The sequence below is a fragment of the Gammaproteobacteria bacterium genome (assembly GCA_029882975.1).
Lineage (GTDB): Bacteria > Pseudomonadota > Gammaproteobacteria > SZUA-152 > SZUA-152 > JAJDNG01.
Window position 1 is genome coordinate 177,558 of the sequence record JAOUJW010000005.1, and the last position, 12,833, is coordinate 190,390.

The following is a 12,833-nucleotide window of genomic DNA, read 5'->3' on the forward strand; positions in this document are numbered from 1 at the left end:
TATTTCTCAAAACCAAAATCGCATACCGGCAACCCATTGGGTTTCCCGAGTATCTTCTCCGGCAAGCCGGGCAAAATCAGCCGATGATCCAAACGTGCCTTTCCACTGCAAACCAAGATATGGAGCCATTTCCCGGTAGAATTCATAGCGAACTCGAAACCCGGCCTGTATCAGGGATAAACCGGAGCCGATTTGCCGTGTCGCATCGTCCTTGCTCTGCAACACGACCTCAATTGTCGGTTCCAGAACCAGCTTCTGAGTCAGCAACAATTCATAGTCCAATTCCAAATTCAAAGCCACATGCCCGGATTCGCCAACATAGGCATTTGCCTCCACCTCGAACCAATAAGGGGCCAAACCTTGCAAACCCAACGCCAACCTGACTTGCGGATCGTCCCCACTTTCATACTGCAATCCCAATTGTGAGTTCCAAAATGCGGAAACTGCATGTCCCCACAATAAGTCAACATTACCTTCTTCCAACTTGTTTTTGTAAACCTCACCATCTAATTTGAGCACAACTCGATTGTAATCTCCCCCATACCACATTTGTGCATCAAGCTTGGTAGTGCGCACATTATCGTGACGTGCGACCTCCAAGCGGTCAACCCATAATGCGCCCAGCGTATGTTCGTCAGCCAAACGTAACCGCTCTGTTCCCATAAGTGCGTATTTCCCGCTGCCCCTTGAGTACCCCCCTGAATAGGCATGGGGATCACGGGCATCGGGTGGAGCAGAACCGCCTTGCATTCTGCTTTGACCGGATCCTCCCATCCCGGTCACTCCACCATGGTTCATTGATACCCCGTGATCCATATCGTGATCGATTTTATGGTCCTGGTTCTGTGAAGGGTTCCCATGATGCTCGGAATCCTGGTGCGTTCCCTCCATGTTGTGGTGCTCTTGGGACATGGCATCAGCCCCAATTTCTTCTGCAAATACGCCGGCCTGGAATATCGCGACCATTGCAGTAAACAATATAAATCTATTCATACTCTCACCTGTGTATCCTGCTCACTTACGCCACCACAACTTCGCGGAACATTCCCGCATCCATGTGGTAAAGCAAATGACAATGCCATGCCCAACGTCCAATCGCATCCGCAGTGACTAGAAAACTGATTCGCTGTGCCGGTTGAACACTAAGAGTGTGGCGTCGGGCCAGAAAATTGCCTTCAGAGTCTTCTAATTCGCTCCACATTCCGTGTAGATGCATGGGATGAGTCATCATCGTATCGTTATGTAAGATAACCCGCAGTCGTTCACGGTGACGAAAATGTATGGGGGTGGATCTACCGAATTCCAGGCCATCAATAGACCAAGTATATCGCTCCATATTGCCTGTCAGATGTAACTCCACATCTCGCTCCGGTTTCCTCTTGTCCTTAACGCTATCCACCGAACGGATGTCCGCGTACGTGAGCACTTTACGGCCGTTATTCCTCAATCCGATCCCGGGATCATCCAGATTGGTGCGTGGACTATCCACGCGCATATCCACGCTGGGTCCGTATTCAGTTTTCGCGTGTCTAACACGTACCGGTTTCTTCCCTGCGGGATTAGGGTTGTTGTGGTGCATATGATTTCCCGGATTGCTCCCCATGGTCCCCTCACCAGCCGAGTGATCCATAGCACCCATCATGTCGGTCATTTCCAACCAGATCTGTTGATCCAATTCCGGTACCGGAGCGGACAAACCGGATTTAACTGCTAAAGTGCCACGAGCGTAGCCGGTTCTATCCATGGACTGGGCGAAGATGGTATAGGCATCGTCTTTTGGTTGTACAATAACATCATAGGTTTCGCCCGGACCACAGCGAAATTCGTCAACAGTGACCGGCTCAATATCTTGACCGTCCACGTGTATTACGGTCATTTTTAATCCGGGAATTCGCACATCAAAGTAACTTTGGGTACCACCGCTGATAAATCGCAGCCGTACCTTGTCACCACGACGAAACAAACCGGTCCAATTCCCAGCCGGGGTGCTGCCATTCATTAAATAGGTATATGTGTATGCAGATATGTCGGATAGATCCACCGGACTCATGCGCATCTGATTCCACATACGACGTTTTTGAAGCGCCGCAGAAAAACCGAATTGTGACACATCGCTGACAAATCCGCCGACGGTCGGTAAATTGAAATTATAATAATCCCCTTGTGTTTTCAATTTGGCAAACACACTGGAGGGATCTTCGTCGGTCCAGTCGGACAGTAGCACTACATAATCCTTGTCTGCTTGAATAGATTTCCGAGCCGGATCAATGATAATGGCACCATACATGCCGGTTTGTTCTTGAAATCCACTGTGCGAATGGTACCAATAAGTGCCGGCTTGCTGAACCTGAAACCGATACGTAAAGGTCTGTCCCGGCGCAATTCCGCTAAAACTCACACCAGGGACACCGTCCATTTGATAGGGAAGAATCAGACCGTGCCAATGAATCGATGTTGGTACGTTCAATCGGTTGGTAACCCGAAGTGTGACGGTTTCCCCTTCACGCATGCGTAGTGTCGGTGCCGGTATGGATTGATTGATCGCCGTGGCCGTACGTATTTGTCCCGTAAAGTTGACTGGCATTTCCGTTACCGTCAAATCAAACTCAGGCCCATGCAGTACAGGGGCGGATGTTACCGGCTGACCGGCAACAGCGGTGGAAAATCGCGGTCCTGCCGCAACCAAGAGCCCACCAGCTGCTAAACCCTGAATAAAGCGCCGCCTGGAATGATCGGGCAAATATCCCTTTCCAGAGTCAATAACTTTCATACCACTTTTCCTCATCTTTAAATTCATACAGGTGCACTTCGCACAGGATAAACTGTAACCATATAAGGCTTACGATTCTGTGACCGGAACATTACATTCTTGTAATGTTCCGGTCATGTTGTTGGAATCCTACACATGTAGTGTAGAATAAATAAATAGGGTTATTTGTGATTAAGACATGAAGCTATTGATTGTTGAAGATGAGGTGAAAACCGGCGAATACCTGCGCCAGGGGCTTACCGAATCTGGATTTGTGGTCGATTTTGCCAGAAATGGAATGGATGGTTTCCATATGGCGATGACAGAATCGTACGATTTGATCATCCTGGATGTTATGTTACCCGATGTGGACGGATGGCGAATTTTGCAATCGCTGCGTGAAGCCGGGATCATAGTTCGAGTATTGTTCCTTACCGCTAAAGACAGTATAGATGACCGAGTAAGAGGTTTGGAACTGGGGGCAGATGACTATCTGATCAAACCCTTCGCGTTTGCCGAGTTACTGGCCAGAGTTCGGACTTTGGTACGGCGGAGTATCGGCCCCGACATGGATACTACACTGGTGGTCGCTGATTTGGAGCTGGATTTAATGCGCCGCCGTGCATGCCGTGCGACTCAAAAAATCAGCCTAACCGCAAAAGAATTTACACTGTTGGAACTGCTGATGCGCCGCCGCGGTGAAGTTCTACCCCGGTCATTAATCGCATCTCAGGTATGGGATATGAATTTCGACAGTGATACAAATGTCATTGATGTGGCAATTCGCCGATTGAGAGCGAAGATTGACGATGGTTTTGATAAAAAGCTGATACATACCATAAGAGGTATGGGTTACATGCTCGATGTAACGGATGAGGAATAATGCAGCCCCCCCCTTCGCTTACCTTACGATTGACTTTGTTATTTAACCTGACCTCAGCAATCGTGTTTTCAACATTCGGTTGGATAACAGAACGGTCTTTAATGATGCATTTTCAAAATGAAGACAAAATTGAACTCAAGCTTATTTCAAGAACGGTTTCCCAAGCACTGAGCGAATGGACCGACACCAAAGACAAGGGTGCCCTGGAACAAAGGTTTAATGATATTTTACTGGGTCACCATGGAGCCGTATTATATGTTTGCGACGTAAATGGTAAAGCACTATTCGCCAGTCCGGGAGGACCCAATCTTTCCGATGTCACTATGGACAATGCCTTTCACGATAAAGTGTACGACTGGAGTGATACCAAGCACACGTATCGAATTTAACCTCATCCAATAACGGTACGGTATACAGGACGTCCGTCGCTGTCGTCATTGATTATCATCTTCGTTTTCTTCAGAGTTTTCGATATACCATGTGGGTAATGATTATCGCCGGAATTTTGGTTATGGGGCTGGTAGGTTGGATTTCGGTTAGAAAGGGGCATGCCCCCTTGCGCGACATCGTCGAGCAAATTCACCGAATCAGTGCCAGTCAGCTGAATAGCCGATTATCGCCCGATAATGTACCGGTGGAGTTAACCGATCTTGCGGTTTCCTTTAACGATATGTTACAGCGGGTGGAGGAATCGTTCCTACGTCTTTCCAATTTCTCAGCAGATATTGCCCATGAATTGCGAACGCCAATGACAAATCTATTGACTCAAACCCAGGTTGCCTTGTCTCAAAATCGCTCTTCAGAGGAATATCGAGAAGTACTCTATTCCAGTATTGAAGAATACGAACGCATTACACAAATGATCAGTGATATGTTATTCCTCGCCAAAGCGGATAACGGTCTTTTTCATCTGAACAATGTTACCATCAATTTGGAAACGGAGATCAATCAACTATTCGAATTTTACGAAGCCTGGGCGGAGGAGCACGGCGTAGCCCTGACCCTGGAAGGTAGTGCCTCCGTTTCGGGAGATCAACCCATGTTGCGCCGGGCTTTAAGCAATTTAGTGTCAAATGCAATCAGACACACCCCAAGAGGAAACACCGTAAAGATTACACTGGAGCACAACGCCGAAAAGTCCATAGTCATTACTGTGGATAATCCCGGCATCAGTATTCCACCCGAACACTTGAGTAAGGTATTTGACCGCTTCTACCGGGTAGATGCCTCTCGACAACGGGAAGGAGAAGGAGCCGGTCTGGGACTGGCTATTACCAAATCCATCATCGAAATCCATCGCGGGACCGTAACATCGCTTCCAAAGGATGACGGTGCACGATTCCAAGTCATTTTGCCGGGGTAAGCACCTATGGCAAACAAGATATTCTTCAATTCTAGATAATCTATCGTATCCCGATGGATTCTCAGCAGGCGGGAAGTAGTAATGAAGCAGCTGTTTCGTTTATGTATGGTGATTACAATTTTTACTCTGGTAGCATGCGCCGAAGAACAACACAAGCAGCTATCGCCGGAAATGCAGTCGGTACATTGGCTAAACCAAGCCCATGAATATTCCACCACCGGACAACACGATAAAGCTATCCCCCTATATGAAAAAGTCCTGAACGAAGAAATCCTCCGATCGGGAAGCAATAATCCCAAAGTATCTGTGTATTGGAATAACCTGGGTATGGTATGGGAAGATAAAGGGCAATTCGACAAAGCCATTGAGTACTATAAGAAAGCGATTGATAGCGCTCTGGAGAGCTTAGGCCCCTCACATTCTCAAGTGGCCGTCTATTGGAACAATCTGGGTAAATCCTGGAAAAAAAAAGGCCGCCTGGACAAGGCCATTGAATATTTTGAAAAAGCCCTAAACAGCGATATCAATAACTACGGCCCCTTGGATTCCACAGTGAGTAATCGCTGGTCGGCTTTGGGTGAAGCATGGTTCCAAAAGAAAAACTACTCCCAAGCCAGATATTATTTTGAAAGAGCCTTAGTTGTGCGCCGTGCCATTTTTGGCGAAAACCACCCCAGTACAGTTGCAGCAAGAGAGTGGCTGGACAAGACAATCAAACATCTTGAGTAACTGTATATTGCACACAGTTACTTTAGTTGGTAAATGAGCCCGTTTTTCCAGCGTACCAATTCGAAGCGTTCAGTTAAACCACTGATTGATTCGGCCCCTCCCAGGATCAGAAAACCGCCTGGATTCAACGCTTGAGTCATGCGATTGACGATATCCACTTTAAGTTCCGGGGTAAAATAGATTAAGACGTTGCGACAAAATATTATGTCGAATTTGCCCAACAGCAAGTAACTGTCTTTCAAATTAAGTTCTCGAAAACTCACACGGCTTCTTACTTCTTCTATGACTTGTGATTTGGTTCCGGTACTTTTGAAAAAGCGTTGACGCCTTTCATCGGACAGGCCACGAATTAAGGCCAGGGATTCGTATTCCGCATTTTGCGCCTGCTTTACAACGGAGGATGAAAGATCCGTCCCCAAAATCCGTACGGAGGTTGACGACAAGGTTCCCGGGTTTCTGCTGAGAAATTCAGAAACAATCATGCTGATGGAATATGGCTCCTGGCCGGTGGAACAAGCTGCAGACCAAATCCGGATTTCGCGTTTTTTTTGTTTACCAAATTCCGCTAATAGTTTTTCATACAAAACTTCATAGGGATACTTGTCGCGAAACCAGGAAGTCTCGTTGGTGGTCATAGCATCTAAAACCAATTGACGAAAAAACTTACTGCTTTGCATTTTCGGAACAAGTTCCGAAAAACAACGAATCCCATTCTGCGACATAATACTGTTCAATCGACTGCTGACCAGGTACTCTTTATTCGCACCCAAAGTGATACCCGATTCTCTCTCCAGATAGGAACAGAATGTTGCGTAGTCTGCCGATTTTAACGTCGGGGCTTGGTTCGAGTCTTTATTAAAATTGTTTTTTGCCGGTTGCATAAAACCTTACCCTGCCTTTTTAAGTTGCATCGTGGATTCCACGCCTTCTATAATTGCTTCAGCTAATTCTCTTTGATTGAACTTTGGAATAAACTTGTTGGCCCCTACTTTTTCAACCATGATTTGATTGAACACACCGCTCAGTGAAGTATGCATAATGACATACAAGTCCTTTAATTGAGGGTGTTGCCGAATCCTGGTAGTGAGTGTGTAGCCATCCATATTGGGCATTTCCACATCGGTGATGATCAAGTCCAATTCGCCGATGGTACCGTTCTTACACTGTTCTTCCAGATACTTTAAACCATCCTGACCGTCTGTAGCTAAGGCACAGGATATGTTCAACTTCTCGAGGGTGCGTTTGATTTGATTGCGCGCTACACTGGAATCATCCACAACTAATATTTTTATCTTATCGAATCCTTTCGCGCGTTCATCCGCTACATACTCTTCCCGGTCTGCGGTTCCGGTAACTTCTTCCAGGACTTTTTCAACATCCAGAATACCAATTAGCTGATTGTCGACTTTCGTAACTGCTGTAAAGTATGAAGACCCGGCAGCGCCTTTAGGCGGCGGTAATATTTCAGACCAATTCATGTTCACTATACGTTGCACACCCTTAACCAAAAATCCTTGTGTTTTGCGGTTGTAATCTGCAACCACAACATAGCAGGCATTGTAATCTTGTTTTGGCGTGGCCGGCATTTTCAACGCTCGGGCTAAGTCAATCACGGGAATGGTTTTATCGCGCATATTGGCGATACCCACTATGGTCGGATGAGAATTGGCTACCTTGGTAAGATTTGGACAGCGGATCACTTCCTGCACTTTAAACACATTGATGCCAAATGTTTGTCGTCCATTAAGATTGAACAACAGCAGCTCCAGCCGATTCGCACCAACCATTTGGGTACGCAAATCGATTCCTTTCAACATTTGTGACATGTGTTACAACTCCAGAAACTTTTTATATATTCGGTGCTTATTGCTTATCGACATTCTTGATCTTTACTTGAATAGGATCCCGTGCCGCAGAGTTGGTACAAATATTGCTCAAATACACCTGTAGGTAGTGAACGGAGATCCGAAACCGGCACAAAGCAACTGCACCGGATACATTACCTACTTATAATCAGATACTTGCAAGCAATGCGAGCAAGTGTGAAACAGTCGGTATTTTGACTGTTGGGGGGTAAAGTGGATAATACAGGCTATTATGCAATGGAATTACTGTGTGCGTCAGGACGACCGCTATGAAATGTTTACAAATTTCATACATTCTTCGTGTAGTTGTAGCAATCCTGTCTACAAGTTTTTCCTGTTCCCCGTCAGTCCATGCGAAATCTTCTGATCCACAGTATCACAAACTTGACGATATCTCCCTGGCTGCAGAACGCGCCGTGCATCAACATATGGCCCAAGGGGGAAAAACGGATTATGAGTTTGAGATTTACAAACCCAATACCCGCTTAAAGTTACGGCTTTGCTCCAAAGCGTTAGTGGCGGAAGTTGCCGGCCGGGAGCTAACCGGAAAAGCCACTATAAAGGTGCAATGCAAGGACAATAAGCCTTGGAAGTTATTTGTCTCCGCTGAAATCGCCTACTATGAGCTCGTCCCGGTTAGTACTACCGGAATAGCCAGGGGCCAACAAATTTCTGCAGCTCAGATTGAAAACGTGCGGGTTCGACTCACAAACGCGAATAAGAATGTATTGTCGTCCGATGCTGCTATTATTGGAAAAGTAGCCAAACGATACATAGCTAAAGGCAAGACCTTCAGTCCTCAACTATTGGCGGAACCCAAGTTGGTACGGCGCGGCCAACAGGTGGTGTTGATAGCCAAAAATGCAGCTCTTGAAGTACGTATGTCAGGCAAAGCACTTGCTGATGGTGCCAGAGGCGATATTATTAAGGTACGTAATAATTCCAGCAACCGGGTTGTGGAAGGAATTGTGACTCGGTTAGGAATTGTACAAATTCAGATGTAGCTTAGGAGTGGGCTTATTGTTGTAATGGGTAGACCGAATTGGTAGTTTTTGTACGCTAAATTTGCTTCTTCTAGACGTCATTCACGAAATTGGTCTACCCATATTAAGCTTTTAACGTTCTATCCGATAAACTTATTGTCAAGCTAAGGAGATAAGGCATGGCCGTAGATACAGTGGAATCTCGGGAAGTACAGAAAGTACAGAAGGCACGAAAAAACAGCGGACTTAGCAGGACCAAACAACTGCCCGGTACGCAGGAAACCAAGCAACCCGGCAAAGTTCGCACTGATACTGTTTCAATAACCGGTTCCGCAGAACTATTGCAAACGTTGGAGCAAAAGTTGTCCGTATTGCCCGTAGTCGACAAAACAAAAGTTGAAAGCATAAAAAAGGCGATTGCATCCGGTCAGTATACCTTTAATCCGGAAAAAACTGCTGAAAAATTTATGCAATTGGAGTCGGCATTAACCCCGAAAAAGCTGTCTTAGGGGGAACACATCGCCATGAATCCTGCAAAAGCGGCTGAAATTCTCAACTTATATATCCGGCAATCTCACGAACTGCTAAACGCTTTGCGTGCCGAATACGCTTCATTTCGTGCCAATGATATCAGCGGATTTGAAGCAGCCACTAGTCTGAAACTGGATCTCAGCGCTACCATACAGACTACAGAACGCCAGCTTTATCAGACCTTGGAACAAGACGGCTACCCCGCCGATCAGGCCGGGTTAAACCAATACGTCGATGGCCTCGGTTTGCAAAATAAGTACAAAATACTAATGGCCACCGCTAAAGATTGCCAAAAACAAAATCAAATTAATGCCCGTATGGTTAATCTTGCTACAGTACAAACTCAACAGTTTCTTAATTTATTGCAAGGCCGGGAACCGGGCACCAGCTTATATTCCGCCGCTGGAAAGTTAGTGGATAACGGCTCCTGCAGCGATACAAAGACCGCTTGATCCTATTAGGGCAACTTCCGTGAGCAGCGCTTTTGAGACCATTTCCACTGCTGCCAGGATTTATACCCTGCTGAAGCCAATTACCGGAAAAGAATTGTCTATAAAAGCCCATACGGTTGCAGGACAGACAGTCGCATTTAATGCGTTGATTTTTGAAGTCGCCTACCAAAAGCAACGTCTGGTGATTCTAAAAAAATCTCCTACCAATACAGATGCCGGCGTACCGGAAATTTCCTCCGATATGAGCTTTGACATTGTTACCGAATATAACGGTGCAGAAATCCGTTTTACCACTCAAATGGCAGAACAAAATGAAGAGGACATACAGCTTCTGTTTCCAGAGTCTGTTCAGTATTTACAAAGACGCATGGCGCATCGAGAACATGTCAGCTACTCTCAAAATATTATTTTAACGCTTCCATACAAGGAAGAAACCGTCACCGCTACGGTTCGTGATATATCGGCAGGGGGTTTACGCCTATTCATTGACAAGCCCAAAGTGGAATTACATTTTAAAGATGTAGTAGAAGATTGCACTTTGACACTCAGCAGTGACCTGCAGTTGTCCTGCACCTTAGAAGTGCGACATGCACATCGTGGTAAAAATAATCAGCTAACACTTGGCGTTCGCTTTTTGAATCTGGATAAAACCGGGAAACGGATACTGGCACGTTTCATTATGGATTTGGAACGTCATCGCTTGAAAAATAAACGCAATTCCTAGCTTCTCCATTAATATTGGTTTTCTAAGCAATTAAGCTTTGTTCTAGTGCCTGCATTAGTGGCGCATCGACCTGGTTCTGCAAATACCGCCAAAGCCGGGTCACATCCTCCGGACGATCCACGTCCCAACATTCCGTTAAGCGTTGCCAATGCCATCCCAGTTGTATCAACCGCTTTTCGGTACTTTGCAGTACCGAATCCGTTCCCCAGGCTATATCTTGAAACAAAGCAGGATGCACTTGCCTCACTCCCAACAAAACATAACCGCCATCATCTGCAGGCGCCAACACCGCATCACAACCCTGCTGCAAACACCGGGCAGCATGCTGTACCAATTCCGCATCCATGGCAGGACAATCCGTACCGACAATAATTGCATTCGGATAGTGTTGTAAGGCTTGGCTCAAAGCATGCTGCATACGTTGCCCCAAGTCTTGCCCCTGCTGGCGATGCAGGGAAACCGGCCAACGTAAATGGCATTGCTTAAAAAAATCATGATTGCTGTCTGGAGCACACCACAATTGTACGGGAATAGAACAATCTCTATGTAGATGGCTCAGGGTGTGCTCCACCAGCGCCGTATGAATCTGCGCGGCGTTACGTGCTCCAAATGATGGAATCAAACGGGTCTTTACCTTTCCCGGTTGAGGGGCCTTGGCAAATACAATGACGACAGTATCTGGGTTGTGGTTCATGCGCGATTGCTGTGCCCACATCAGTTTAAGGCACCGCCACAACTACTCCCCTGCCCGGCGGTGCAGCCGTAGCAGTGATCCAATACAACAATGGACTTTCCTTCCAGGGATTCTGTTTCCAATTGCGAGATATGGGTGTGCGGCCTTGTACTCAACATGGCCGGAAGTTTTAACATCTGATTAAAGTCGCAATCGTAAACATAACCTTGCCAATCCACGCTGATCAGGCTTTTACACATGACATTCTGTAAATTGGATTCTGAGTAAGATTGTCGCAACAAATCCATATAGTCATTAAATTGTCCCTTGGAAACTAAGGTGCTGCCGAAACGTTGTATTGGCATGTTTGTAATCGTTAGCAGCGAATTAAATTCAACTCCGAAATCTTCATGCAATTTTTGCTTATAATCAGCCTCCAAGACATGCTGTGGCGGCGGCAAAAAGGGTCCGGTTGGATTGTACACCAAATTCAATATCAGTCCGCTGTTGGGTTTACCGTAGCCCAAGCGGTTCAGTTGCTGCAAACCTTCTATACTTTTGGCAAAGACTCCTTTGCCTCTTTGTTGGTCCACATTGTCTTGCGTATAACAGGGTAAGGATGCCACTACCTCTACTTGCTGCTGTGCTAAAAACGTTGCCAAATCTTCTTGTCCGGGTTCACAGAGTATTGTTAAGTTGCACCGGTCGATGACTTTTGCTCCCGCCTGCCTCGCCTCGCTCACTAACTCACGAAAATGAGGGTTGAGCTCCGGTGCACCCCCGGTGAGATCGACTACCTGTGCGTGCGACCGCTTTAAAAATGTCAGTACCGCCTGAATATTTTCCCAACTCATGATCTCAGTGCGTTTTGGGCCGGCGTTAACATGGCAATGTAGACATTGTTGATTGCAACGATAGCCCAAATTGACCTGAATGGTGGTCAAAGATGTCCGGGTCAGTTCGGGAAAATCTGATTTCTGTAGTAATGGCAAAGTTTCTATCATTTATTGATCCTGTTCATTTATTACTCAATCCGTGGATTCGCTAAACTATTGACTAATAGTAGATTATTTTACAAAAAGCTCATAAAATTCTTACCTTAAAATCCGGCCTTGTGGTATTGAGTCCCGCTACCGCCGTTTGTTACAGCAAGCACGCAAGTTTTGTTATCATTTTTAAATGATAAAAGTACAGCTTTAGAACAAAAACCGTAAGTTGAAGGCTGAACAAGGAATATAATTAAGTGGCAGAACTGCCTCCTGACCATGAACTCATTCCCCAATTACTTGCCGGGGATGAAACTACTTTTGTGCAGCTGGTAAAAGCCTATCACGGTCTCATGGTGCACTTAGCCAAAGCCATAATAGGCGAAGCCATCGCAGAAGAGGTGGTACAGGATGCCTGGATGGCTGCGATTAAAGCCCTACCCAAATTTGAACGCCGTTCCAGTTTGAAAACATGGATTTTGCGCATCGTCAGCAATTGTGCAAAAAGTCGACTGCGGCACGAGTCTCGCACGGTAAATTTTGATGATATGGGAAATGCCTTAGGGGAGCTGCCTCCTCAAAACTTCAAAAATGATGGTCACTGGCAATTAGCTCCCCACGTATGGAACAAAGATACGCCGGACGCATTATTGGCCTCGCAGGAATTGAAACAGTGCATTGATACGGCCATTTCCACCTTGTCAGTACCTCAACAAGCGATTTTAGCGCTACGAGACATGCATGGACTTTCTATGGAGGAAATTTGTAAGGTTTTGGAGGTTTCTGAGTCTAATGCAAGAGTACTGTTACATCGTGCCCGCAGTCACGTGAGATTAGCGATTGATAAGTATCAATCTGCGGAAATACAATGAGTTAGCGATTAAGGTTCAGCCGA

The 12,833-nt window shown here is 46.1% G+C and carries 14 protein-coding genes and 1 pseudogene; 9 read left to right on the top strand and 6 right to left on the bottom strand.

Translation table 11 applies throughout. From position 1 onward, the window contains the following. Positions 1 to 6 precede the first annotated feature (6 nt). Both OEY58_05850 and OEY58_05855 read right to left on the bottom strand, forming a co-directional pair. Positions 7 to 993 (bottom strand): copper resistance protein B, encoded by a 987-nt coding sequence (locus OEY58_05850; GenBank protein MDH5324967.1) that lies wholly within the window; start codon positions 991 to 993, stop codon positions 7 to 9. 25 nt (positions 994 to 1,018) lie between these two features. Beyond that, positions 1,019 to 2,770, bottom strand: a complete 1,752-nt coding sequence (locus tag OEY58_05855) for a copper resistance system multicopper oxidase (GenBank protein MDH5324968.1) — start codon at positions 2,768 to 2,770, stop codon at positions 1,019 to 1,021. A 178-nt stretch (positions 2,771 to 2,948) separates the two neighbouring features. On the opposite strand from OEY58_05855, the gene OEY58_05860 reads away from it, so the two are divergent. The 4 genes and pseudogenes from OEY58_05860 (at position 2,949) to OEY58_05875 (ending at position 5,724) form a co-directional block, all read left to right on the top strand. After that, positions 2,949 to 3,632 carry a heavy metal response regulator transcription factor gene (locus tag OEY58_05860; protein MDH5324969.1) on the top strand — a complete coding sequence of 228 codons (684 nt, stop codon included), beginning with the start codon at positions 2,949 to 2,951 and terminating at the stop codon, positions 3,630 to 3,632. Positions 3,633 to 3,733: 101 nt separating this feature from the next. Next, positions 3,734 to 4,021 carry a hypothetical protein gene (locus OEY58_05865; GenBank protein ID MDH5324970.1) on the top strand — a complete coding sequence of 96 codons (288 nt, stop codon included), beginning with the start codon at positions 3,734 to 3,736 and terminating at the stop codon, positions 4,019 to 4,021. 14 nt (positions 4,022 to 4,035) lie between these two features. After that, positions 4,036 to 4,995: pseudogene (locus OEY58_05870) on the top strand (heavy metal sensor histidine kinase). 81 nt (positions 4,996 to 5,076) lie between these two features. Then, complete coding sequence (locus tag OEY58_05875) at positions 5,077 to 5,724, top strand: tetratricopeptide repeat protein (protein MDH5324971.1); 648 nt, start codon at positions 5,077 to 5,079, stop codon at positions 5,722 to 5,724. Positions 5,725 to 5,741: 17 nt separating this feature from the next. Here the strand turns inward: OEY58_05875 and OEY58_05880 are convergent, their stop codons facing one another. Both OEY58_05880 and OEY58_05885 read right to left on the bottom strand, forming a co-directional pair. After that, entirely contained in the window at positions 5,742 to 6,605 is an 864-nt protein-coding gene (locus tag OEY58_05880) for a protein-glutamate O-methyltransferase CheR (GenBank protein MDH5324972.1), read from the bottom strand. A gap of 6 nt (positions 6,606 to 6,611) precedes the next feature. After that, positions 6,612 to 7,550: a chemotaxis protein CheV gene (locus OEY58_05885; protein ID MDH5324973.1), complete on the bottom strand. Its 939-nt coding sequence runs from the start codon at positions 7,548 to 7,550 to the stop codon at positions 6,612 to 6,614. A 308-nt stretch (positions 7,551 to 7,858) separates the two neighbouring features. Here OEY58_05885 and flgA point away from each other — a divergent pair, with 308 nt between their 5' ends. The 4 genes from flgA (at position 7,859) to OEY58_05905 (ending at position 10,279) form a co-directional block, all read left to right on the top strand. Then, complete coding sequence (flgA, locus tag OEY58_05890; GenBank protein ID MDH5324974.1) at positions 7,859 to 8,593, top strand: flagellar basal body P-ring formation chaperone FlgA; 735 nt, start codon at positions 7,859 to 7,861, stop codon at positions 8,591 to 8,593. 158 nt (positions 8,594 to 8,751) lie between these two features. Continuing rightward, a complete protein-coding gene (flgM, locus tag OEY58_05895) occupies positions 8,752 to 9,081 on the top strand; it encodes a flagellar biosynthesis anti-sigma factor FlgM (protein ID MDH5324975.1) in 330 nt (109 codons plus the stop codon). A 15-nt stretch (positions 9,082 to 9,096) separates the two neighbouring features. Then, on the top strand, positions 9,097 to 9,555 hold the full coding sequence (locus OEY58_05900; GenBank protein ID MDH5324976.1) for a flagellar protein FlgN: 459 nt from the start codon (positions 9,097 to 9,099) through the stop codon (positions 9,553 to 9,555). Between the two features lie 19 nt (positions 9,556 to 9,574). Next, positions 9,575 to 10,279, top strand: a complete 705-nt coding sequence (locus OEY58_05905; protein MDH5324977.1) for a PilZ domain-containing protein — start codon at positions 9,575 to 9,577, stop codon at positions 10,277 to 10,279. Between the two features lie 22 nt (positions 10,280 to 10,301). Here OEY58_05905 and OEY58_05910 read toward each other — a convergent pair whose 3' ends face one another. Both OEY58_05910 and arsS read right to left on the bottom strand, forming a co-directional pair. Continuing rightward, the gene (locus tag OEY58_05910; GenBank protein MDH5324978.1) at positions 10,302 to 10,973 is read right to left on the bottom strand and encodes a TIGR04282 family arsenosugar biosynthesis glycosyltransferase; all 672 of its coding nucleotides are present in this window, start codon (positions 10,971 to 10,973) and stop codon (positions 10,302 to 10,304) included. Positions 10,974 to 10,993: 20 nt separating this feature from the next. Then, a complete protein-coding gene (gene arsS / locus OEY58_05915; GenBank protein MDH5324979.1) occupies positions 10,994 to 11,956 on the bottom strand; it encodes an arsenosugar biosynthesis radical SAM protein ArsS in 963 nt (320 codons plus the stop codon). Between the two features lie 239 nt (positions 11,957 to 12,195). Here arsS and OEY58_05920 point away from each other — a divergent pair, with 239 nt between their 5' ends. Continuing rightward, a complete protein-coding gene (locus tag OEY58_05920; protein ID MDH5324980.1) occupies positions 12,196 to 12,810 on the top strand; it encodes a sigma-70 family RNA polymerase sigma factor in 615 nt (204 codons plus the stop codon). The last annotated feature ends 23 nt before the right edge of the window (positions 12,811 to 12,833 follow it).

Bases quoted from the DNA above. Each gene is read 5' to 3' on its own strand.
- flgM (MDH5324975.1), top strand. From the start codon at position 8,752: ATGGCCGTAGATACAGTGGAATCTCGGGAAGTACAGAAAGTACAGAAG.
- OEY58_05885 (MDH5324973.1), bottom strand. From the start codon at position 7,550: ATGTCACAAATGTTGAAAGGAATCGATTTGCGTACCCAAATGGTTGGT.
- OEY58_05900 (MDH5324976.1), top strand. From the start codon at position 9,097: ATGAATCCTGCAAAAGCGGCTGAAATTCTCAACTTATATATCCGGCAA.
- OEY58_05865 (MDH5324970.1), top strand. From the start codon at position 3,734: ATGATGCATTTTCAAAATGAAGACAAAATTGAACTCAAGCTTATTTCA.
- OEY58_05880 (MDH5324972.1), bottom strand. From the start codon at position 6,605: ATGCAACCGGCAAAAAACAATTTTAATAAAGACTCGAACCAAGCCCCG.
- OEY58_05910 (MDH5324978.1), bottom strand. From the start codon at position 10,973: ATGAACCACAACCCAGATACTGTCGTCATTGTATTTGCCAAGGCCCCT.
- arsS (MDH5324979.1), bottom strand. From the start codon at position 11,956: ATGATAGAAACTTTGCCATTACTACAGAAATCAGATTTTCCCGAACTG.
- OEY58_05850 (MDH5324967.1), bottom strand. From the start codon at position 993: ATGAATAGATTTATATTGTTTACTGCAATGGTCGCGATATTCCAGGCC.
- OEY58_05860 (MDH5324969.1), top strand. From the start codon at position 2,949: ATGAAGCTATTGATTGTTGAAGATGAGGTGAAAACCGGCGAATACCTG.
- OEY58_05855 (MDH5324968.1), bottom strand. From the start codon at position 2,770: ATGAAAGTTATTGACTCTGGAAAGGGATATTTGCCCGATCATTCCAGG.
- OEY58_05875 (MDH5324971.1), top strand. From the start codon at position 5,077: ATGAAGCAGCTGTTTCGTTTATGTATGGTGATTACAATTTTTACTCTG.
- flgA (MDH5324974.1), top strand. From the start codon at position 7,859: ATGAAATGTTTACAAATTTCATACATTCTTCGTGTAGTTGTAGCAATC.